Source organism: Bacteroidota bacterium (assembly GCA_025059945.1).
Taxonomy (GTDB): Bacteria; Bacteroidota; Rhodothermia; order JANXDC01; family JANXDC01; genus JANXDC01.
On the sequence record JANXDC010000005.1, the window covers coordinates 98,746 to 118,421 of the forward strand.

The 19,676-nt window shown below is 64.0% G+C and carries 20 protein-coding genes and 3 tRNA genes; 16 read left to right on the forward strand and 7 right to left on the reverse strand.

Translation table 11 applies throughout. The features are described from left to right. The first annotated feature begins 52 nt into the window (after positions 1–52). Both rsmI and lnt read left to right on the forward strand, forming a co-directional pair. Positions 53–733: a 16S rRNA (cytidine(1402)-2'-O)-methyltransferase gene (gene rsmI / locus NZ993_04355; GenBank protein ID MCS7155025.1), complete on the forward strand. Its 681-nt coding sequence runs from the start codon at positions 53–55 to the stop codon at positions 731–733. Between the two features lie 13 nt (positions 734–746). Then, on the forward strand, positions 747–2,381 hold the full coding sequence (gene lnt, locus NZ993_04360; protein ID MCS7155026.1) for an apolipoprotein N-acyltransferase: 1,635 nt from the start codon (positions 747–749) through the stop codon (positions 2,379–2,381). On the opposite strand, the gene thiI is transcribed toward lnt, so the two are convergent. From thiI to NZ993_04380, 4 genes are read right to left on the reverse strand one after another with little or no spacing between them, the layout of a single operon-like run. Beyond that, positions 2,295–3,584: a tRNA 4-thiouridine(8) synthase ThiI gene (gene thiI / locus NZ993_04365; protein MCS7155027.1), complete on the reverse strand. Its 1,290-nt coding sequence runs from the start codon at positions 3,582–3,584 to the stop codon at positions 2,295–2,297. The genes lnt and thiI overlap by 87 nt on opposite strands. Then, on the reverse strand, positions 3,581–4,546 hold the full coding sequence (locus NZ993_04370; GenBank protein ID MCS7155028.1) for an NADPH:quinone reductase: 966 nt from the start codon (positions 4,544–4,546) through the stop codon (positions 3,581–3,583). Before NZ993_04370 ends, thiI begins: the two co-directional genes overlap by 4 nt. Before the next feature lie 39 nt (positions 4,547–4,585). Next, the gene (locus NZ993_04375) at positions 4,586–4,984 is read right to left on the reverse strand and encodes a hypothetical protein (protein ID MCS7155029.1); all 399 of its coding nucleotides are present in this window, start codon (positions 4,982–4,984) and stop codon (positions 4,586–4,588) included. 17 nt (positions 4,985–5,001) lie between these two features. Next, positions 5,002–6,444, reverse strand: coding sequence for a hypothetical protein (locus NZ993_04380; protein ID MCS7155030.1), 1,443 nt, complete (start codon positions 6,442–6,444; stop codon positions 5,002–5,004). A gap of 123 nt (positions 6,445–6,567) precedes the next feature. Between NZ993_04380 and NZ993_04385 the strand changes: the two genes are divergently transcribed. Next, a tRNA-Arg gene (locus tag NZ993_04385) sits at positions 6,568–6,642 on the forward strand. 77 nt (positions 6,643–6,719) lie between these two features. Beyond that, positions 6,720–6,807: transfer RNA gene (locus NZ993_04390), tRNA-Leu, on the forward strand. Positions 6,808–6,843: 36 nt separating this feature from the next. On the opposite strand, the gene NZ993_04395 is transcribed toward NZ993_04390, so the two are convergent. Continuing rightward, the gene (locus tag NZ993_04395; protein ID MCS7155031.1) at positions 6,844–7,620 is read right to left on the reverse strand and encodes a PHP domain-containing protein; all 777 of its coding nucleotides are present in this window, start codon (positions 7,618–7,620) and stop codon (positions 6,844–6,846) included. A 352-nt stretch (positions 7,621–7,972) separates the two neighbouring features. Between NZ993_04395 and trpE the strand changes: the two genes are divergently transcribed. Genes trpE through NZ993_04455 form a run of 12 tightly spaced genes read left to right on the forward strand, consistent with a single transcriptional unit; the run spans position 7,973 to position 18,270 of the window. Beyond that, positions 7,973–9,436, forward strand: a complete 1,464-nt coding sequence (gene trpE / locus NZ993_04400; protein ID MCS7155032.1) for an anthranilate synthase component I — start codon at positions 7,973–7,975, stop codon at positions 9,434–9,436. 18 nt (positions 9,437–9,454) lie between these two features. Further along, positions 9,455–10,510 (forward strand): tryptophan--tRNA ligase, encoded by a 1,056-nt coding sequence (gene trpS, locus NZ993_04405; GenBank protein MCS7155033.1) that lies wholly within the window; start codon positions 9,455–9,457, stop codon positions 10,508–10,510. Continuing rightward, positions 10,507–11,109 (forward strand): aminodeoxychorismate/anthranilate synthase component II, encoded by a 603-nt coding sequence (locus tag NZ993_04410; GenBank protein MCS7155034.1) that lies wholly within the window; start codon positions 10,507–10,509, stop codon positions 11,107–11,109. Before trpS ends, NZ993_04410 begins: the two co-directional genes overlap by 4 nt. Continuing rightward, a complete protein-coding gene (gene trpD, locus NZ993_04415) occupies positions 11,106–12,140 on the forward strand; it encodes an anthranilate phosphoribosyltransferase (protein ID MCS7155035.1) in 1,035 nt (344 codons plus the stop codon). Before NZ993_04410 ends, trpD begins: the two co-directional genes overlap by 4 nt. Continuing rightward, positions 12,137–12,973, forward strand: coding sequence for an indole-3-glycerol phosphate synthase TrpC (trpC, locus tag NZ993_04420; protein MCS7155036.1), 837 nt, complete (start codon positions 12,137–12,139; stop codon positions 12,971–12,973). The genes trpD and trpC overlap by 4 nt, the downstream gene beginning before the upstream one ends. Continuing rightward, positions 12,966–13,586: a phosphoribosylanthranilate isomerase gene (locus NZ993_04425; protein ID MCS7155037.1), complete on the forward strand. Its 621-nt coding sequence runs from the start codon at positions 12,966–12,968 to the stop codon at positions 13,584–13,586. Before trpC ends, NZ993_04425 begins: the two co-directional genes overlap by 8 nt. Then, complete coding sequence (gene trpB / locus NZ993_04430) at positions 13,587–14,816, forward strand: tryptophan synthase subunit beta (GenBank protein ID MCS7155038.1); 1,230 nt, start codon at positions 13,587–13,589, stop codon at positions 14,814–14,816. Continuing rightward, complete coding sequence (gene trpA, locus NZ993_04435; GenBank protein MCS7155039.1) at positions 14,809–15,624, forward strand: tryptophan synthase subunit alpha; 816 nt, start codon at positions 14,809–14,811, stop codon at positions 15,622–15,624. The genes trpB and trpA overlap by 8 nt, the downstream gene beginning before the upstream one ends. Then, on the forward strand, positions 15,614–16,702 hold the full coding sequence (locus tag NZ993_04440; GenBank protein MCS7155040.1) for a DUF4837 family protein: 1,089 nt from the start codon (positions 15,614–15,616) through the stop codon (positions 16,700–16,702). Before trpA ends, NZ993_04440 begins: the two co-directional genes overlap by 11 nt. Positions 16,703–16,719: 17 nt before the next feature. Then, positions 16,720–17,625: an ATP phosphoribosyltransferase gene (hisG, locus tag NZ993_04445; GenBank protein ID MCS7155041.1), complete on the forward strand. Its 906-nt coding sequence runs from the start codon at positions 16,720–16,722 to the stop codon at positions 17,623–17,625. A 58-nt stretch (positions 17,626–17,683) separates the two neighbouring features. Next, positions 17,684–17,932 (forward strand): zf-TFIIB domain-containing protein, encoded by a 249-nt coding sequence (locus NZ993_04450; protein MCS7155042.1) that lies wholly within the window; start codon positions 17,684–17,686, stop codon positions 17,930–17,932. A 5-nt stretch (positions 17,933–17,937) separates the two neighbouring features. Next, a complete protein-coding gene (locus NZ993_04455; GenBank protein MCS7155043.1) occupies positions 17,938–18,270 on the forward strand; it encodes a hypothetical protein in 333 nt (110 codons plus the stop codon). Between the two features lie 98 nt (positions 18,271–18,368). Here the strand turns inward: NZ993_04455 and NZ993_04460 are convergent. Both NZ993_04460 and NZ993_04465 read right to left on the reverse strand, forming a co-directional pair. After that, positions 18,369–18,457, reverse strand: a tRNA-Ser gene (locus NZ993_04460). A 42-nt stretch (positions 18,458–18,499) separates the two neighbouring features. Then, positions 18,500–19,468 (reverse strand): peptidoglycan DD-metalloendopeptidase family protein, encoded by a 969-nt coding sequence (locus NZ993_04465; GenBank protein ID MCS7155044.1) that lies wholly within the window; start codon positions 19,466–19,468, stop codon positions 18,500–18,502. Between the last annotated feature and the right edge of the window lie 208 nt (positions 19,469–19,676).

A 19,676-nucleotide genomic window follows, 5' to 3' on the forward strand; every position in this document is an offset into this window, starting at 1 on the left:
GAGCCGACGCGCTACTTTCGCAAACGATGTAAGATAACCACCTCACCCTCCGATGGCCAACGGCCGGCTTTTCGTCGTTCCGACCCCGATCGGAAACCTGGAGGATTGGACTTTTCGCGCCGTGCGCGTGTTGCGCCAGGAGGTGGAGCTTGCGCTCTGCGAGGACACGCGCACCAGCCGCGTGCTATTGGAGCATTACGGCATCGCGATACGCTGTGAAAGCTACCACGCGCACAACGAGCACCGAAAAATGCCGGAGCTCATCCGCCGGCTGGAGGCGGGGGCGCGCATGGCCCTGTTGGTGGACGCGGGCATGCCGGGGATCTCGGACCCGGGGTTTTTGCTCATTCGAGCCTGCCTGGAGGCGAACGTGCCTGTGGAGGTTCTTCCGGGGCCCACGGCCTTTGTGCCCGCTCTCTTGTTAAGCGGATTGCCCTGTGAGCGATTCGTCTTTGAGGGCTTTTTGCCCGCCCGAAAGGGCAGACGCAGGCGCCTGGAGGCGTTGCGCCAGGAAGGGCGCACCATCGCCCTATACGAAGCCCCCCATCGCCTGGCGCGCACCCTGCAGGACCTGGCGCAGGTGCTGGGACCGGATCGACCCGCAGCGCTCATACGGGAGCTCAGCAAACGCTTCGAAGAGGTTCGGCGTGGCACCCTGGAATCCCTGCTTCGCTCTGTGCAGGCGCAGCCCCCCAGAGGGGAATTTGTGCTCGTGGTGGCCGGCAAAACCTAGGTAGACCGGACCGATGCCTAAGGCGACGCCCGCCGCAGCCCCCGTCCTCCGCATCGAGAGCCCCGTGTCCTTTGTGGATCGGCATCCGATGCTGGCCGGTCTTTTTGGGGGGCTGCTGCTGGGGTTGGCCTTCCCGCCGATCTCTTGGGCGCCTCTGGCCTGGGTCGGGCTGATACCCTTTTTCCGGATCGCAGAGACGGCCCCCTCGGCTTTTCGGGCGGCAGCCCGCGCATGGCCAGGGCTTCTGCTCTGGAATGTGCTTGTTACGTACTGGCTGCTGTTTAACGTGGTCCCGGCCGGGGCTTGGAGCGCGGCGGCCGTCTTTCCGGCCCATGCAGCCGTGCAGAGCCTGTGCGTGGGCCTGGCGAACTGGGTCCGGCGCCGCTCCGAGAGGGTCTGGTTGGGGCGCTCGATCCTGCTCGCCTCCTGGATCGGCCTGGAGTGGCTGCACTTTCGCTGGGAGCTTCGCTTCCCCTGGCTGGTGCTGGGCAACAGCCTGGCCGACTGGCCTCTGCTGGCGCAATTTGTGGACCTGACCGGGGTGCTCGGGGCCTCGGCCTGGATAGGAGCCTGGAATCTTTGGGCTTATCATGGGCTACACGGCCGACGCGACTTCCGCTGGGCCCTGCTGGGGTGGCTTTTGTTCGTGCTGCCTGTAAGCTATGGGGCTGTGCGCATGGGTCAGTGGGAGCGGGCGCCGCGCACAAATCCGTTCGGGGTCGTACAGCCCAACGTGGATCCGGGGGAGAAGTTCAGCACCCTCGGACCCCAGGAACAGCTAAAGCGGCTTCTGCAGGCCAGCTGGGGCCTGCTTCCGAAGCGGCCGCTGTTGATCGTGTGGCCCGAGACGGCCATCCCGGAACCGATCTGGGAACACCAACCCTCGGACCTGCTCGATTCCGTACAGGCCTGGGTGGACCGACACGGCGTGCCCGTGCTGACCGGGTACGTCTCGGTGCGGTTCTATCCAGACCCCGATCAAGCCCCCCGATCGGCGCGGCGCGCGGCCGACGGCAGGCCCTTTGACGCCTTCAACTCGGCGGCCCTTTTCGAGCCGGGCCGCCCCCGACAGCGCTACGACAAAATACAGCTGGTGCCCTTCGCGGAACGCGTGCCGTTTTTGGATCAGCTGCCCATTTTGGCCGCCCTCACGGTCGATCTAGGCGGCGTAAGCAGCTACGGGGTGGGGAGGCGAACGGAACCGTTTACGCTGTCGAACGGGCTACGACTGGCCCCGCTGATTTGCTACGAGTCTGTCTTCGACCCCTTTATCCGGCGCTTCGTCCGCCAAGGGGCGCAGCTGCTTGTGGTCATCACCAACGACGGATGGTGGGGCGACACGGGCGGCTATCGCCAACACTTCGCCTACGCGCGGCTGCGGGCCATCGCCTTCCGTCGGGCCGTGGTGCGGGCGGCCAACACGGGGATCAGCGGCTTTATCCTGCCCTCGGGACGCGTGCTAGCGCGCACGGCTTGGTGGAAGCCCGAAGCGCGCCTGGCCGCCGTGCCGCTGGTGCGCCACCAGAGCCTGTACGCCCATCTCGGAGACTGGCCCGGCACGTTAGCCTTGACCTGGCTGGGCCTGGGGCTGGCCTATGCCCTGTGGTCGCGCAGAAGCTTTCCCCCCTTCGGCCGAAGCCTGACTTGACTGCGTTCCGTCCTCGGGCAAGCGCCAAAAGACAACACTTCGCAGCGTGCGGCCGATCATCTCCTCCAGCGGAAGCCGGGCCTCGGCTTCGTGAACCCGCTCCAGGCGGGGGCGCGTATCCGGACGGCGCGCGATTAGCGAGCAGCAGTCCTTGTAAGGCTGCACGGCCCACCGGTAGGTGCCGATTTGCTGAGCTAAGGCGATGATATCCGGCTTGTTGTAGGTGAGCAGGGGCCGGAAAACCGGTAACTCCGCCGCCTCCTCCAGGGCGATCAGGCTTTCGAGGGTCTGGGAGGCGACCTGCCCCAGGTTATCGCCGGTGGCCAGGGCGCGATAGCCGTGCGCGCGGGCAAGACGGGAGGCCACGCGCACCATGAAACGGCGAAAGAGGACGAGCTCCAGATCCGGAGGGACCGGATGAGCAAGCAGCGCGAGCTGAAAGACGTGATAGGGCACCGCAAACAAGCGCGCCCGCAGCCCTTGGTCCCGCACCAATTGGGCAATCATCTGGGGGATTTTGCTTGTGCGCACCGGTTCGGCCGAAGGGAAAGCGTGAAAATGCACGAAATCGACCGTGCATCCACGGCGCATAAGCAGCCAACCGACGACGGAGGAATCGATTCCGCCGGAGAAAAGCACAAGCACCCGACCTGTAACCCCGACCGGAAGGCCGCCCGGACCCCGCCACTTGGGGCCGAGCAAGTAAACCGCGTGGGGCTGCACGCGGAAGCGGATCTCCAGATCCGGCTGGGAAAGCCGAACCGGCGCCCCCGCGACCTCGACCAGCCGCCGTCCAATCAGGCGCTCTAGCTCCCGAGAGCTCAACGGGAAGCCCTTGTCTGAACGGTGCACCCGCACCGCTATCGCGGGCCGATCGGCCCCCGATAGGGTGTGATACAGCGCCAGGGCCGCTTCCACCATGGCCTCCGCGCTTCGGGGCAAAAGACGCACCGGAACCGCATAGGCGACCCCGAAGACGCGGCTTGTGCGTTGCAAGGCCTCATCCAGGTGATCTGGGCGGAGGGGGATGAAAAGATGATCAAGACGATCTTGGACCGTCAGATCCTGATCGGCCAAAACGGCTTGCAGGCGCTCCAGCAGACGACGGCGAAAAAAGCGCCGGTTTTGGCCCTTTAGGGCGATTTCATGATAGTGAACGGCTAGGCCGTCCCAGACGAGCTTGCGCCAACAATCTTGCTTCATTCCGGCACCAAGACGATTTTGCCCCGTGCGCCCGGCTCCAGAACGACCCGATGCGCGCGCGGGGCCTCCGCAAGCGGCCACTGCGCGCGCACCAGCGGGTTTAAAACCCCCGCTTGAAGCCCCGCCTGAATCGCCGCGTGGATCTGCCGGCGCTCCTCAGGGGGGGTGTAGAACAGCATAAAGCCCATTAGGACGGCCTCGCGGTTCATCAGCTGCCGAGGGGTGATCGCAATCGTACCCCGACTTCCGACGATGATTAAGCGGCCGCCGCGAGCGAGCAAACCCAGGTCGCGCTCCAGGTTTTCGTTGGCCAGCATCTCCACGATCAAATCCACGCCTCGCCCTTCGGTCCACGCCAGGATCTGATCCTCGTAGCCGGGAGCGCGGTGATTGAAGGCGGCCTCCGCTCCGCGGGAGCGGATGAGCTCCATCCCCTCCGCCGTGCCCGCGGTGCCCAGCACGCGCGCGCCCCAGAGCCGGGCCCACTCCAGACAGGCCAGCCCGACCGAGCCGCTGGCCCCGTGTACGAGCACAAGCTCCCCGGGCTTTAGACGTCCTTTCTGAAACAGCGCCCTGTAAGCTGTGGCGTACGGAATGCCCAGCGCCGCCCCTTGGGCAAAGGAAAGCCGATCCGGCAAGGGGAAGACCTGATCGGCCTCGCAGAGCGCGTATTGCGCGTAGGTGCCCGTGATCGAGCCCGCTACGTAGACGCGATCGCCCGTGCGCAGCCCCTTTACGCCCTCGCCCACCGCGTCCACCACGCCGGCTCCATCATGCCCGGGGGTGTAGGGCAGCTCAGGCAGCCGACCGTAGACGCCAGAACGGATGTAGGCGTCTACGGGATTGACCCCGGCTGCGTAAATGCGCACCCGCACCTGACCCGGAGCGGGCTCCGGCGTGGGCACCTCCTCTAGGCGCATCACCTCCGGATCGCCAAAAGCGCGCACGCGTATGGCTTGCATAGCAGGTGCGAAAGCCGGTTACCGCCCCAAAAGGTGTCGCTATAATTCACGCTCCACGAACGCACTCCAGGGACAGAAGCGCCGAACCGTGCCCAGCCAGTAGGGGAGATTGGCCTCCACGTGCGAGGGCAGCCCATCACAGAGCTCTATGGCAACCTCGGCAAAGACCACGGTCTGGGGATCTAGGTGCCAGGACCAACGCCGTCCCGTCTGGGGATCTCGGTTGAAGCCGCCGTCTCCGGCCCTAAGCTCCCCGCTGATGATCCGCTGGCTTAAGCGTCCAGCCAGAATCTGCCGGGCTGTTTCGATCTGATCCGGGCTCATGATGCGGACCACAAAACGCTCCTGCCCTACACGCACCACGAACTCGGCGGCCCCTTGCTCGTGTCCGCATCCCAGAAGCGCGATCAACCCAATTCCAATGCAAAAAGCCCTCATAGGCGATCCGGTGTCCCCTAGGCGCGGCCCCGCCGCACAAACCAGTCTTGTAGCAGGTCGATTAGCTCCACTGTAGCCGGCGCGTAGGGGTCCACGTCGTAGAGCTCAAAGAGTTGCTCATCAAGAAATCGGCTGCACGCTTTCCAGTCCGCAAACTGACGCACGCTGTGCAAGAGCGCCTCCAGAGCCCCTTCTTGGCCCCGAAAGATCTCCCGCACAAAGCGGGATCGCTGTTCAGGGCTGAGCACGAGCTCCGGTTCCCGATCTCCGGGATCTGTGCGGAAACGCCTCCAGAGCGGATCCGAGCGGCCCTGAATCCGACGAGACGGCTCAGATCGGCGGCTTAGAAAAACCTTCCACAGGGGCGTGGGCCCGGCCGGCTCCTCGTGTACGTCGGACCGCCGGGGAGCAGCGGAAGTATCCTCCTCGGGCGGCTCCACCAATGGTCTTTCCGGACTCGCCGGTGACGTCCCCGGCTCGCCCTCTGAGGACGCTTCATTGGCCGTACCTCCCAGGGACTCCTGCGCAGCAGAGAGGGCTTCCGCCTCCCAGAGCCGTAGCCGTTCGTAAAAGTGCTCCCGGGGGGCTAGGTCCTCAGCCTCCGCTTGAGTGGACTCGGAGGACGCTAGGGGCTCCGAATCCGGGGGGCCTGCAGATCTTTCGCTTGCGAAGGTCGCGCTGAGATCAGGTGCCCACACGCGGGGGAGTGATGCCGAGGTTTCCTCCGGCGTATGCGAAACCCGGAGCGCGGCCTCTAGCTCCTCGGGGCTACGAATGCGAGCCCAGCTGGAAAACCGAGCCGCCTCTTGAGGGCGCTCTTTGCGGGCGAAATACGAAGACAGGGCCTCGCCGGGAACGCCCTCTGGAAAACAGGCAAACCACGGGCTTAAGAGCTCTCGCCATCCTTTGGGATCTAGGTCCTCGCAGAAAAGCCGATCCAGCCGTCGCAGAGCTCGCGCTACCTCATCGCGCTCCGGGTGCGTCCAGCCGCGTTGGCGCGCATAAACCTCAAAGAGCTCCAGCAGATACGGATAAGCCGCAAAGTAGCGCATGCGAAACAGGACCCGGTCCAACTCCTGCGCCCCGGAGCCATGGGGGAAGGCGAAGTCCACGAGCGCCGATACGGGCTCCAACAGGTGCCAGATAATCGCCCGAGCAGCCTTTTGGATAAGATCAGCCCGATGATCCATAGGAAGGCGGGCGGTTCGGTACACGGCCCGCCAAAAGGCAGCCGAAGCCCCCTGTACTGCGGGGTCGTCGAAGTCAAACCAGGGGTTTGCCAGATGCGCCCGGGCTTCTTCAAGGGCCTCCACAAAGGCCTGGCGCAAAAAGGCCAATACTGGTACGGGCCAGCCCAGCGCCTCTAGTTCCGCTAAACGCACTGAGGCGGATCCGGCCGGCAACATCCGGAGCAGACGCTGAGCGAGCCGATCGGCAAGCGCTTCCGTAAGCTGCGTCATCGTCTATCCAACGTCGCCGCGGCAATATACGCCGAAAGGCGGCCTCATGAAAGGTGCGCATCCAGGGGAGGCCATAGGCTCTTGCGCTTGCGAGCGAAGCGCCGTATTTTATTTGGCGCTTGTGCCCTCGTAGCTCAGCCTGGATAGAGCGTCTGCCTCCGGAGCAGAAGGTCGCAGGTTCGAATCCTGCCGAGGGTACGTTGAGGCCCGGATGAAATCCGGGCTTTTTTGTTGCCCCGCCTGATGGGCGAGGTTATCTTTGTAGAGTCCTTTTTGCCCGGGTGGCGGAATCGGCAGACGCGCTTGACTCAAAATCAAGTGGCCCTCGAGGCCGTGTGGGTTCGAGTCCCACCCCGGGTACCATCGAGCTCCTCTGAAGAGTCTTCAGGAAAGCGCCTCTTAAACGTTCGACGCCACAGGGAGCCGAAAGCCACCTTTTAGCCCTAGAAAGGCCTTCTTCGCAGGCACCTCTGGAGCTCGGTTGACCGAGACCCACCCCGCGTATCGCAGGGCCAGATGCGCCCCCCATTGCAGGAAGAAGAGTGGGCGGGGTGCGAAATCCATCACCTCGGCGCGTGTGCTGCGCGCTAGCAGCGCCTGGCGCAACTCCTCGGCAGTACGGCCCGGAAAATACGTGGCCGCCGATCCGATCAGGGATAGCAGATGGGCGTCGCTGCTGCTGATGGGCGCCAGGGGCCATCGCATGCGCTGTAGGGTTGCGTGGGCGATCTCGTTTTGCCGCTGGCTGTTGGCGCTGGAGTTGAATACCTCCATGCCCACGATGAAGGGGGCCACGTCCGGCTCCTGAAGCACCCGCTGGATGGTCCCAAAGCGCACGCTATAGCGGCTCTGACCCGGGTGCGGGATAATGCACAACCCCCCCTCATCGCGCACCCACCGCACCGTATCGCCTAAAGAAAGCCCGGCAGGGGGGGTGCGGTACACGAAAAGCGCCAGCAGATGCCCCTCCGCCGTGGACACCTCGCTTCCCGGAACGACTTGTAGCCCATAGGCCGGAGCCAGAGACAACGCTTCCAGAGAAGCTCGGATCTCATCATGATCCGTGATCGCAACAACGTCCAGGCCGACCTCTGCAGCCCGTTTGAGCACGGCCCGTACTGTGCTGGTGCCATCCAGGCTATAGATCGTATGGATATGCAGGTCGGCTAAACCCATCGGCGCACCCGCTCTAGTCCCAATACGCCCGCCAAAAAAGCGTTCCCGGGTTAAGCCTCGATAAAGGCGACATTAAAAAATCACGCTATAGGGCGCGGTTGTTTACTTATCGACGCGTGCAGTGCCCTTGACTGCTCTACCGTGCTCTCCGTATACTTGCTTTTGAGCCTGTAACGGGCATACAGAAAGGGGTTTGCCACGATGCGGCGTACGCATATCGCCCATAGCGGGTGGTGGTGGCTCTGGTTCGGGCCCCGGACCGGTGGGCGGATATGCTGCGCATAATCGAGAAAGGTCTCTTACGAAAACGCCCACCGGTCTCCGGTGGGCGTTTTCGCTTTAAGAGAAAGCCATGGTGGAGCAAGGCGCTAGCCGCTACAGGCGGCTTTTCATTCGGGCCCTCGCGGCGGATCTGCTGAGCCCCGTTTCGGCCTACCTGAGGCTTCGAAGGCAGGGGGCGCTTTCCTTTCTTTTGGAGTCCGTAGAGGGCGGAGAGCGACTGGGTCGGTACTCCTTCATCGGATGCGAGCCCATAGGATGGCTGCGCTCGCAGCGGGGGCGCGTGCGCTGGACGACGTCCGAAGCCGAAGAAGAGAGCCCGGATGTTTTCCGGGCCCTGGAAGCCCTTGTCGCCGCCGCTGGCCTTCCGGCTCAAGAGACAGATGGAAGCGCGCTGCCGCGCTTCTCCGGTGGCGCGGTGGGCTATATCGGCTACGAGGCTGTGCGACACATAGAACGCCTTCCGGAGCCCAAACCGGCCCCGTTTGCGATCCCGGAGGCTTGCTTTGGACTGTACGACACCCTGGTGGCCTTTGACCACGTTCAGAGGCGGCTGCTTCTGTTGACCTATGCACAGGATCAGCTCCAGGCGCAGCGGCGGCTGCGCGCGCTGGAGGAACGGCTGCGACGGCCGGCCCCGGAGGAAATCGATAAGCCGGCCCCTTTTATGCTGCTGGATCGCGCACCTACCAGCAACCAAAGCCGCGAGGCGTTCGAGGCCGCCGTGCGGCGGGCGCTTGCTTACATCGAGGCCGGGGACGTATTTCAGGTCGTGCTCAGCCAGCGCTGGGGGATCCGATACACGGGCGATCCCTTCCAGGTCTACCGGGCCCTGCGCATCATCAACCCCTCTCCCTACTTGTTTTACCTGGACTTTGGGGACTTCGCCGTATTTGGATCTTCTCCAGAGGTCCTGGTGCGCGTCGAGGGCTGTCGAGCTGAGCTGTTGCCCATAGCCGGCACGCGAAGGCGAGGCCGCGATCCGGAGGAGGACGCCGCGCTGGAGCGCGAGCTGCTTGGCGACCCCAAGGAGCAAGCCGAACACGTGATGCTCGTCGACTTGGGACGCAACGACCTGGGACGCGTGGCCGAGCCGGGCTCGGTGCGGGTGGAGCGTTACGGCTTTGTGGAGCGCTACTCGCACGTCATGCACTTGGTCTCGCACGTTACGGCCCGCCTGCGGGCCGAGGTGAGCGCCGTAGAGGCGCTGCGGGCCTGTTTTCCGGCCGGCACCGTAACCGGCGCCCCCAAGGTGCGCGCTATGGAGATCATACACGAACTCGAACCCGAATCCCGGGGCCCGTACGCGGGCGCCGTGGGATACTTGGATTTGCACGGCAATCTGGATACTTGCATCGCAATCCGCACCTTCATCGCCACCCGAGATCGGCTTTTTTATCAGGCGGGGGCCGGCGTGGTGGCCGACTCCCTGCCCGAACGGGAATACGAGGAAACGCTCGCCAAGGCCCGCGCCCTGGAACGCGCCCTGGCGCTTGCTTCCGCCAACCTGGAGCTATCTGCGATAGAACCGACATAGAAGAAGGGAAAACAGACCATGCGCACCGCGACCGATCACGTGCAAGAGTTAGTGCCCCATCTGCCCAAGGGGCGCGTGATCTTGTCCGGCATCCAGCCCTCAGGCCGTCTGCATATCGGCAACTACTTTGGGGCCATTCGCCAACATCTGGCCTTCCAATACGAAAACCGCGCCTTCTACTTCATTGCCAACTATCATGCGCTGACCTCGATGCAGGATCGGGCGCTGTTGGAGCGCTATACGCTAGATGTGGCCCTAGACTACCTGGCCCTGGGCCTGGACCCCGAACGGGCTACCTTCTTTCTGCAAAGCGACGTGCCGCAGGTGACGGAGCTAGCCTGGATTTTCAGCTGCCTTGTGCCCGTGAGCCTGCTCGAAAAGGGGGTCTCTTATAAGGACAAGATCGCCAAGGGGCTATCGCCGGTGGCAGGGCTGCTGACATACCCCGTTTTGCAAGCGGCCGACATTTTGATCTACGGAGCAGAGCTCGTGCCCGTGGGACAAGATCAGAAGCAGCATCTGGAATTTGCGCGCGACATCGCGCAGAAGTTCAACCATCTTTACGGGGAGCTGTTGAAGCTTCCGGAGCCTTACATCCATCCCGATGTGGCCGTCGTGCCGGGTATCGACGGGCAGAAGATGTCTAAGTCCTACGGCAACACGATCGAGATCTTCGCCTCTGGGCCGGCCCTGCGCAAGCGCATCATGAGCATCGTCACGGACTCCACGCCTCTGGAGGCCCCCAAAGACCCGGATACCTGCACCGTTTTCGCGCTGCTGAAACTGTTCGCCACCCCGGAAGAGCTAGCCGAGATCCGCAAGGCCTATCTACGAGGGGGATACGGCTACGGACAGGCCAAGGAGCGCCTATATACGCTCATGGAGCATTACTTCGCCGAGGCCCGAGAGCGGCGCCTGTACTGGGAGGCCCACCTGGATGAAGTCCGGGACATCTTGCGGGAAGGCGGACGCCGGGCGCGCGAGGTGGCCGAAGAGCTCATGGAGCGGGTGCGGCAGGCCACGGGCCTGTTGACGACCTATAGCTCGGTCTTCGCCACAAGGAACGAACCATGATTGTCGTCATCGACAACTACGACTCCTTCACCTACAACCTCGTGCAGCTGCTTTATGGCGTAACGGACCGAATCCGCGTCTTTCGGAACGACGCCGTAGGCCTGCAGGAGCTTTGGGCGCTTGAGCCGGCCGGGATCGTGATCTCCCCCGGACCTGGCCGGCCTCATGAGGCCGGGATCACGGAGTCCGTCATCGCCCACTTCGGGGGCCAAGTGCCCATTCTGGGGGTCTGCCTGGGACATCAGGCCATTGGGGAGGTCTTCGGAGGCCGAGTCGTGCGAGCCCCTCGTCCTCTGCACGGCAAAACGAGCGCGATTTATCACGACGGCCAAACGATCTTCTCAGGCCTGCCCAACCCGTTTCAGGCGACCCGTTACCATAGCCTCGTCGTTGAACGGGAGAGCCTGCCGCCGGTGTTGCAGATCTCGGCCTGGACCGCCGATGGGCTCATCATGGGGCTGCGCCACCGATACTGGCCCATAGAGGGGGTGCAGTTCCACCCGGAATCCGTGCTGACACAGGTAGGGGCCCAACTTGTGCAGCGCTGGGCGGCCCAGGTGCTGCGCGATTGGGCCTGCGCGCAGGAGAGGCCGTCATGAACCCAGTATCCCCGCTGCGCTTGGCCTTGGGCCGGTTGGCTGAGGGGCAGTCGCTGGGGCGAGAGCTAGCCCGGGCCGCTTTGCAGCAGATCATCGAGGGGCAGGGGACAGAACTCGAAACAGCCGCCCTGCTTTTGGGCCTGCGCGCGCGAGGCGAAACCTTGGAGGAGCTAGTGGCTTTTGTGGAGGTGATGCGCCAAGCCGCCGTGCCCATTCCGTTTGAACACCCCCAGCTGGTGGACGTCTGCGGCACCGGAGGCGACAACGCCGAAACCCGAAACATCTCCACGGCCGTAGCCTTCGTGGTGGCCGGAGCGGGCGTGCCCGTGGCCAAACACGGCAATCGGGGCGTTTCCAGCCGCTCCGGATCGGCCGACGTGCTGGAGGCCTTAGGAGTGCCCATTGAGCTGGAACCCGAGGAGGCGTCCTGGGCCCTTCAAGAGCACGGGATGGCGTTTCTGTTCGCGCCCCGCTACCATCCGGCCATGCGGCAGGTGGCGCCCGTGCGACGTGCCCTGGGCGTGCGCACCTGCTTCAACCTCATGGGCCCCCTGCTTAACCCCGCCCCCGTGCGGCGGCAGCTCATAGGGGCCTTTTCGCACGAGGCCGCACAGCAGATCTTGGAGGTAGCCGTCCTGTTGGGATGGGAGCACATTCTGGTCGTACACAGCGATGAGGGCTGGGATGAGCTCTCCGTCTGCGCCCCCACGACGGTTTACGAATACCGCTCCGGACAGGGCAAGCGTATCTACCGGATAAGCCCGGAGGACCTGGGACTAGAGCGCAGCGCCCCAGAGGCCCTTCGGGGCGGCTCGCCCCAGGAGAACGCCCGCGCCCTGGCTGCTTTGTTGGAAGGAGAACCCGGGCCCTACCGCGATGCGGTGCTCTTGAACGCAGCTTTCGCCCTCTACGCGTCGGGGGCGGCTGAAGACCCCACTCGAGGCCTAGAGCTAGCCCGAGATAGCCTCGAGAGCGGTCGCGCCTGGGCCGTGCTGGAAGCGTTGCGTCGGATAAGGGAAAAGTCCGTATGAACATCTTGGAACGCATCTTGGAGCGTACGCGGGCGGATCTAGCGGAGCGCAAACGGCGCTACACGCGCGCCTACCTGGAGTCCATGCCCTATTTTGGAGGTCCGATCCTGGACCTAGAGCGGGCGCTGCGCCAAAACGGGCCCATGGCCCTGATCGCCGAAATCAAGCCTGCTTCCCCCTCGGCCGGCCGGATCCGAAGCGCTCCGGACGTAGTCTCCATAGCCACGAGCTACCGCCTGGCCGGAGCCGCGGCGCTTTCGGTGCTCACCGAGGAGCCCTTCTTCGGGGGGTCTTTGGAAAACCTGCGACGGATCCGGCCCTGGGTGGATGTCCCGTTGATCCGCAAGGACTTCATCATCGATGAATTCCAGCTCTACGAGGCGCGCGCCTTCGGAGCGGACGCCGTGCTGCTGATCGCGTCCATCTTGGACCGCTATCAGCTTCAAGACCTTCTGCAGGCCGCCCGCGGCCTGGGGCTGGGCGTGCTTCTGGAGCTATACTCCCAGGAGGAGTTGGAGCGGGTGGACTTTGACGCCGTTCGCTTAATTGGCGTCAACAACCGAGACCTGCGCACCTTTGCGGTGGACTTGCGGCACTCGGTGGAGATCCTGGCCCACGTGCCCACGCATGTGCTGAAAGTCTCCGAGTCCGGTATTCGCTCGGCCGATGATCTATGGTTTCTCTACCAGCATAACGTTGAAGCCGCCTTGATCGGGGAATCGCTTATGCGCGCGCCCGACCCTGGCGAGGCGCTCTACCGTCTGCGTCATGACTTCTATGAGCGGCTACGGCAAACCTCGGCTGAAAGTTTGCGGCATTACGTGCTTGGATGACGCCCGGCTGGTGGCCGCTGGGGGAGCCGATTACTTGGGGTTCATCTTCTACCCCCAAAGCCCTCGCTACGTGGAGCCGGAGCGGGTCCGGGAGATCTTGGCCTGGGTGCACGGCCCAGAACCCGTGGGCGTGTTCGTAAACGCCGACCTCGAGGCGATCCTGGAGATCACCCGCGCAACAGGCATCCGACTGGTGCAACTGCATGGGCTAGAGCCCCCCGAGCTGCTGTATGCGTTGCGCGCTCGAGGGCTGCGGGTGATCAAGGCCATAGCCGTAGCCCACGATGCCAGCATAGAGCAAATCCAGAAGCTGGCCGAACCCTATCGGGGCGCGGCGGATTACCTGCTGCTGGATAGCTTCGATCATAACCTGTGGGGTGGCACGGGGCACACCTTCAACTGGCGCCTGGCGCGGGCGTTGGCCCAAGAAACACCCCTGTTTCTGGCTGGAGGGATCGGCCCCGATAACCTTGTCCTGGCCGCCCAAACCGTGCGGCCCTTCGCGCTAGACGTCAACAGCCGTCTGGAGGTTGCACCGGGCCGCAAGGACGGCGCCAAACTGCAGGCGCTCTTTGCCGCTTGGTCCGCCTTAGAGGCCCAGGAGCACGTCTAAATGGAGCCCGTTCAAGCTGTGCTTGCGCCGCAGCCCGACGCCCGAGGGCGGTTCGGTCCCTACGGAGGTCGGTTTGTGCCCGAGACGCTCATGCCGGCCCTCGAGGAGTTGGAAGCCGCCTATCGAGAGGCCCGTCAAGATCCGGCCTTCTGGCAGGCCTATCGGTCGCTTTTGGCCGAGTACGTAGGCCGGCCCACCCCGCTTACGTATGCCGAGCGCCTGAGCGCCCACTTTGGACGGGGGCGCATATACCTCAAGCGGGAGGACCTCTGCCATACGGGCGCGCACAAGATCAACAACGCCTTAGGGCAGGTGCTTCTGGCCCTGCGCATGGGCAAACGCCGCATTCTGGCCGAGACCGGAGCCGGGCAGCACGGGGTGGCCACGGCCACGGCCTGCGCCCGATTCGGCCTGGAGTGCGTCGTCTATATGGGCGCGCTCGATATGCGCCGGCAGCGCCTGAACGTGGAGCGCATGCGCTTGCTCGGGGCCGAAGTACGGGCCGTCTCGACCGGCACCGGCACTCTAAAAGACGCCATCAACGAGGCCATCCGGGACTGGGTCACGAACGTGCGCACGACGTTTTACGTGATCGGCTCCGTGGTCGGCCCTCATCCGTATCCCCTGCTCGTGCGGGATTTTCAGCGCATCATCGGCGATGAGGTGCGGGATCAACTTCTGGCCCGCGAGGGACGGCTGCCCACGCACCTGGTCGCTTGCGTAGGCGGGGGATCAAACGCGATCGGGCTCTTTTACCCCTTTCTGGCGGAGCCCTCCGTGCGGCTTTACGGGGTCGAGGCCGCGGGACTGGGGCTGGACACGGACAAAACGGCCGCCACGCTCAGCCGCGGCCGCCCTGGGGTCCTGCATGGCGCCTATACGTACGCGCTGCAAACCCCAGATGGGCAAATTCAGCCCGCTTACTCCCTCTCGGCGGGGCTAGACTATCCCGGCGTGGGACCCGAGCACAGCTACCTGCGCGACGTCGGGCGCGTGCGCTATGAGGCCGTAACGGACGCCGAAGCCCTAGAGGGGGTGCGCTTGTTGACGCGGCTTGAGGGGATTCTGCCCGCGCTAGAGACAGCGCACGCCGTGGCGTTTCTCCGCAAGCTCATGCCCGAAACAAGCCCCGAAGACCTGATCGTGCTTAACTGCTCCGGCCGCGGGGACAAGGACATGACCACGCTTATGGAGGCCTCGGGAGGCGACAAGGAGCCTGCGCATGCATGAAGTCGCCCCAAACCGCCTGCAGGAGCTGTTTCGACGGCGCCGTCCGGTGCTGGGCCTGTACGTTATGGCCGGCCTTCCGGAGCCAGAGGCCGCGCTACCGCTTTGGCATGCGCTGGTTGAAGCCGGCGCCGATTTTCTGGAAATCGGCGCCCCCTTTAGCGACCCTCTGGCCGACGGCCCCACGATCCAGCGCGCCAGCCAGCGCGCCCTCGCCTACGGAATCGATCTATCCTGGATTCTGGAGTGCGTGCACGCCTTCCGTCGGCGCGATCCGCACACTCCTCTGGTGCTCATGGGCTATCTCAACCCCATCTTGGCTTACGGGGTAGAGGCGTTTGCGCACGCTGCGCGCGCCTCAGGCCTTGACGGACTGATCATCCCGGACTTACCCCTCGAAGAACGCCCTTGGGTCGGGGAGGCTTTCGATCGTGCGGGCCTGAACCTGGTGCTGCTGGCGGCCCCCACCTCATCGGCGGATCGGCTGCGGCAGATCGACGGGCTCAGCCGGGGCTTTGTGTACGCCGTCTCGATTACGGGCGTAACGGGGGCGCGAACCGGAGTGGCGGAGCAGGCGCGGGCTTTTCTGGAGCGGGCGCGTCAGCTGGTGCGGCGCAACCCCCTGCTGGTGGGCTTCGGCATCGCGACCCCGGAGGACGCCGGCGCTATGCTGGAGTACGCCGACGGGATCATCGTCGGAAGCGCCTTGGTAGAACGCCTAGAGCGCGCCTATCCCAGCCCCGACTGGCTGGAGCAGCTCATCGCGTGGGTGCGCGCGCTTAAGGCGGGGATGAGCGTTCATGCCGCGTAGCGAGCTCCTTCTGCCCCTCGTCCTTTTGGGCGCGGCCTGCCGCCTGAGTCCCGCGGAGTTTCTCCCCCCCTCGGTCGGCAGGCCGGGACTTGTGACGATCGCCATGGATTCGGCGGCCTGGGCTGGCCCGCTGGGTGAGGCCGTTCGCGAAGTCTTCGGGGGCGATGTCGAAACGCTCCCGCAGCCGGAACCGTGGTTTGACCTGGCCTTTAAGGCCTTACGCGATCAGGCCGCTTTTGAGCGGCTCAAACGCGATCGGAACATCGTCTTCGTTGCGCCTCTGGACGGCCCCACCCCTGCAAGTGCCTTTATAAGAGCGCGCCTGGACTCGGCCGTGCAGGCTTACGTGCGGGCCGGCAATCCTCTGAGCGTGAGCCGCCAAAACCTATGGGCCCAGGATCAGCAGGTGCTCTACCTGACGGCGGCCGGCGAGCAGGATCTGATCCGGTTTGTGCGCGAAAAGGCCCCAGAACTGCGCGCGCTCTTTGACCGCGTCGAGCGCACCCGGACTGAACAGGATCTTTTCCGCAGAGCTGAACAAGTAGCCTTGGCCGATAGCCTGCTGAGGCGCCACGGCTGGCGCGTGCGCATCCAACACGATTACCTGATCGCCAAAGACACGGCGAACTTCGTCTGGGTCCGACGCCTGCTTCCCGATAACCAGCGGTGGTTTTTCGTCTGGTGGCGTGATCGCGCCCGGCCCGATCAGATCACGCCGGCCTGGATCCTGCGCGTGCGCGACAGCCTCACGCAGCGTCACCTGCGGGGCAAATACGAGGACAGCTACGTCACGCTTGAGCGCCGCCGGCCTGTGCAACAGGCCGTGATCAACTTTCATGGCCGCTTCGCCTACGAAAGCCGGGGCCTTTGGCGCATGACCGGCGACGCCATGGGCGGCCCCTTTGTGAACATCACGTTCTTTGACCCCGGACAGCAGCGCATCTACATGCTCGACGGCTCGGTCTTCGCCCCGCGCTACGATAAGCGGGAGTTTCTGCGCCAAATGGAGGCCATCCTATACACGTTTCGCACCCAAGCGGAGCTAAACTCGGCATCTAAACGGGAGCCCGGCTCATGAGCAGCACCCAAACAGCGATGCAGCGTTTTCTGGCCGTGGAGCCCAACGGCGCTCCAAAGCTTCGGCTCGGCCTTCCCAAGGGCAGCTTACAACAAGCCACCTTGACGCTGCTGGCCAAAGCGGGTTTCGGATTTTATGTGCAGGAGCGCTCCTACTTCCCCGTATCCGAAGACGAGGAGATCACGGCCATGCTCGTGCGGGCCCAAGAGATGGCCCGCTACGTCTCCCTAGGGCTCTTCGACGCCGGCTTTACAGGCAAAGACTGGGTCCTAGAGACCGGCGCCGACGTGGTGGTCGTAGCCGACCTCATCTATTCTAAAACGAGCTTCCGGCCTGTGCGCTGGGTTCTGGCCGTGCCTGAGGATTCTCCGATCCAAAGCGTCCACAACCTGCAGGGCAAACGCATCGCTACGGAGGTGGTCAACATCACGCGCAGGTGGCTTGCCGAACGCGGCATCGAGGCGGAAGTGGAGTTCTCTTGGGGCGCTACGGAGGTAAAGGCCCCGTATTTGGCCGATGCCATCGTGGAGGTGACGGAGACCGGCACCTCCCTCAAGGCCAACAAGCTCCGCATCGTGGACGTGGTGCTGGAATCCAATACGCAACTTATCGCCAGCCACTTCGCCTGGGCCGATCCCTGGAAGCGGCAGAAGATCGAAAACCTAGCCCTCCTGGTCCAGGGCGCCATTTTAGCCGAGGGCAAAGTGGGGCTGAAGCTCAACTGCCGACGCGAAGACGTTCCCCAAATCGTCTCCATTTTGCCCTCCCTGCGCAACCCCACAATCGCGGACTTGGCCCTGCCCGGCTGGGTGGCCGTAGAGACGATCATAGACGAGGCGCTTGTGCGTCAGCTCATTCCGGAACTGAAACGCCGGGGCGCAGAGGGGATCATCGAATATCCGCTCAACAAGATCATCCCCTAAGCTTGCCGGCTGCCGTTAGCATGCGCCATCTTTGCCTTGGTCAAACGAGGAGGTGCAGATGCCGCTGCTGCTCTGCCCCAACTGCCAGACCGGAATGCAAGAGGTGGTCCGCAACGGGGTGCTGATCGACGTCTGCCCCCAATGCCGCGGGGTGTGGCTGGACCGCGGGGAGCTGGAGAAACTGCTCGGCGCGGCCCGGGAGCTCGATCGAGAGTATGAGCGGGAATACGAGCGCTTCTACAAGGGGCACCCCCCGTACCCGCAGAAGCGCAAAAAGTGGTCGGATCTATTCGACATCTTCGACTGAAGACCATGGCTCGGGTGCGGCTGTGGGATCTGGCCATCGCTCGCTCCGGCGACAAAGGAGATGCCGTTAACATCGGCGTTATAGCCAGAAAGCCGGAATACTATCCCTTGCTTTTAGAGACGCTCACCGCCGAGCGCGTGCGTGCGCACTTTGCGGGCATCTGCTTGGGACCGGTGGAGCGTTACGAACTACCCAACTTGCACGCGCTCAACTTCGTTTTGCACCGCGCCCTGGGCGGTGGGGGCACGGTCTCCCTTAAGCTTGACGCCCAGGGGAAGACCTACGCCTCGGCTTTGTTGCGGATGGAGCTAGACGTGCCAGAGGAGCTGTTGCCTTAACCGAGCGCACCGGCTCGGCTATAGACCCCTCCTCTTGTAGCTTTTTGGGAAGGCGCAACTCGGATCTACCCGCTATTGTTGCCCTGCTAAAGCCCCAGCGGAGAGGGAGGGATTCGAACCCTCGAGACCCCGGAAGGGGTCTAGCGGTTTTCGAGACCGCCCCGTTCAACCGCTCCGGCACCTCTCCGGGCGCGAAGATACGCCTGCCGGGCTAGCGGTCGCAACGGCTTTAGTCCAGGGAAACGCGGCTGCGTTCTGCCGCCTGACGCAGTGCCTGGTACTGGGCTGGGGTCAAGTCCGCCACGAAGAAATGCAGCGGATTTAAAGGCCGCCCGAAGCGGCGCACCTCATAGTGCAGATGCGGACCCGTGGAGAGCCCCGTGTTCCCGATGTAGCCGATCACCTCTCCCCGCTTGACCTTGCGCCCAGGCCGCATCCCCGGAGCGAAGGCTCGTAGGTGTCCGTACAGGCTCGTATACCCAAAGCCGTGCTCGATGACGATGTGATTGCCATAGCCTCCGCCGGACTCGAGCTTCTGGATCACCCCATCCCCGGTGGCGTACACCGGTGTGCCGGGCGGAGCGATAAAATCCACGCCTTCGTGATCCCGCACGATGCGCAAGATGGGGTGCAGACGCTGCCCGAAGCCGCTGATCAGCCGCCCTTGTACGGGCAGAATGGCCGGAAGCGCGGACAGCAGCTTTTCCCGCTCCCGCAGTAGCCGATCCAGCTCCCCAAAGCTGGCCTGTTGGAGCTGGATCTGCCGCTCTAAACGATCCAGCTGCTCCACCAACCGTTCTAAAGCAGCGGCCGCAGGGGTGGAGAAGCCCTCCAAAGAGCGATACGCATCGGCGCCGCCCACGGCCACCTGACGTTCCGCTGGATCCAGCGGCCTGGCTCCGAGCAGCAAACGGTACAGCTCCTCATCGCGGCGGACTAGCCGCTCCAAACGCGCCTGCAGGGCCTGAATCCGATGCTGGGTTCGCTCCACCTCCTGCCGCAGAGCCTCGTTCTCCGCACGCAAAGCCGTCTCAGCCGGCGTGCCCAGAACGGGGCTCAACAGCCAAAGCCCAAGAAGGCTCAAAGCGACGCCCGAGAAAAACACGAAGAGCAGAACCCCGTAACGACGACCCCAAGAGGGGCGGGCTTCGACGAAGGCGCAGGCTCCTTCGTCGTAGACGAACAGCCGTCTACCCATACCCTTCTCCTTACCGATTGGTGCACCCCCGCTGGAGACAAGGCGCGCAAGTCACCTGCGGACAGGGATGCATTCGCACCTCGACTCCATGCAAGCCGACAGAAAATAGGCCGTAGCCGAAGGGGATGTCAAGCTGGCCCCTGCCGGCCTTACCTCCGACCGGCCGATTGGGTTTCTCCCATCGGCCCGGCGACCGTATTTTTCTTCC

What these genes read in the sequence shown, in the direction of transcription:
- NZ993_04370 (MCS7155028.1), bottom strand. Translation starts at nt 4,546, where the DNA reads ATGCAAGCCATACGCGTGCGCGCTTTTGGCGATCCGGAGGTGATGCGC.
- NZ993_04375 (MCS7155029.1), bottom strand. Translation starts at nt 4,984, where the DNA reads ATGAGGGCTTTTTGCATTGGAATTGGGTTGATCGCGCTTCTGGGATGC.
- NZ993_04380 (MCS7155030.1), bottom strand. Translation starts at nt 6,444, where the DNA reads ATGACGCAGCTTACGGAAGCGCTTGCCGATCGGCTCGCTCAGCGTCTG.
- trpA (MCS7155039.1), top strand. Translation starts at nt 14,809, where the DNA reads ATGCATGAAGTCGCCCCAAACCGCCTGCAGGAGCTGTTTCGACGGCGC.
- trpE (MCS7155032.1), top strand. Translation starts at nt 7,973, where the DNA reads ATGGTGGAGCAAGGCGCTAGCCGCTACAGGCGGCTTTTCATTCGGGCC.
- NZ993_04395 (MCS7155031.1), bottom strand. Translation starts at nt 7,620, where the DNA reads ATGGGTTTAGCCGACCTGCATATCCATACGATCTATAGCCTGGATGGC.
- trpB (MCS7155038.1), top strand. Translation starts at nt 13,587, where the DNA reads ATGGAGCCCGTTCAAGCTGTGCTTGCGCCGCAGCCCGACGCCCGAGGG.
- NZ993_04465 (MCS7155044.1), bottom strand. Translation starts at nt 19,468, where the DNA reads ATGGGTAGACGGCTGTTCGTCTACGACGAAGGAGCCTGCGCCTTCGTC.
- NZ993_04450 (MCS7155042.1), top strand. Translation starts at nt 17,684, where the DNA reads ATGCCGCTGCTGCTCTGCCCCAACTGCCAGACCGGAATGCAAGAGGTG.
- NZ993_04440 (MCS7155040.1), top strand. Translation starts at nt 15,614, where the DNA reads ATGCCGCGTAGCGAGCTCCTTCTGCCCCTCGTCCTTTTGGGCGCGGCC.
- trpC (MCS7155036.1), top strand. Translation starts at nt 12,137, where the DNA reads ATGAACATCTTGGAACGCATCTTGGAGCGTACGCGGGCGGATCTAGCG.
- rsmI (MCS7155025.1), top strand. Translation starts at nt 53, where the DNA reads ATGGCCAACGGCCGGCTTTTCGTCGTTCCGACCCCGATCGGAAACCTG.
- lnt (MCS7155026.1), top strand. Translation starts at nt 747, where the DNA reads ATGCCTAAGGCGACGCCCGCCGCAGCCCCCGTCCTCCGCATCGAGAGC.
- hisG (MCS7155041.1), top strand. Translation starts at nt 16,720, where the DNA reads ATGCAGCGTTTTCTGGCCGTGGAGCCCAACGGCGCTCCAAAGCTTCGG.
- NZ993_04410 (MCS7155034.1), top strand. Translation starts at nt 10,507, where the DNA reads ATGATTGTCGTCATCGACAACTACGACTCCTTCACCTACAACCTCGTG.
- thiI (MCS7155027.1), bottom strand. Translation starts at nt 3,584, where the DNA reads ATGAAGCAAGATTGTTGGCGCAAGCTCGTCTGGGACGGCCTAGCCGTT.
- trpS (MCS7155033.1), top strand. Translation starts at nt 9,455, where the DNA reads ATGCGCACCGCGACCGATCACGTGCAAGAGTTAGTGCCCCATCTGCCC.
- trpD (MCS7155035.1), top strand. Translation starts at nt 11,106, where the DNA reads ATGAACCCAGTATCCCCGCTGCGCTTGGCCTTGGGCCGGTTGGCTGAG.
- NZ993_04455 (MCS7155043.1), top strand. Translation starts at nt 17,938, where the DNA reads ATGGCTCGGGTGCGGCTGTGGGATCTGGCCATCGCTCGCTCCGGCGAC.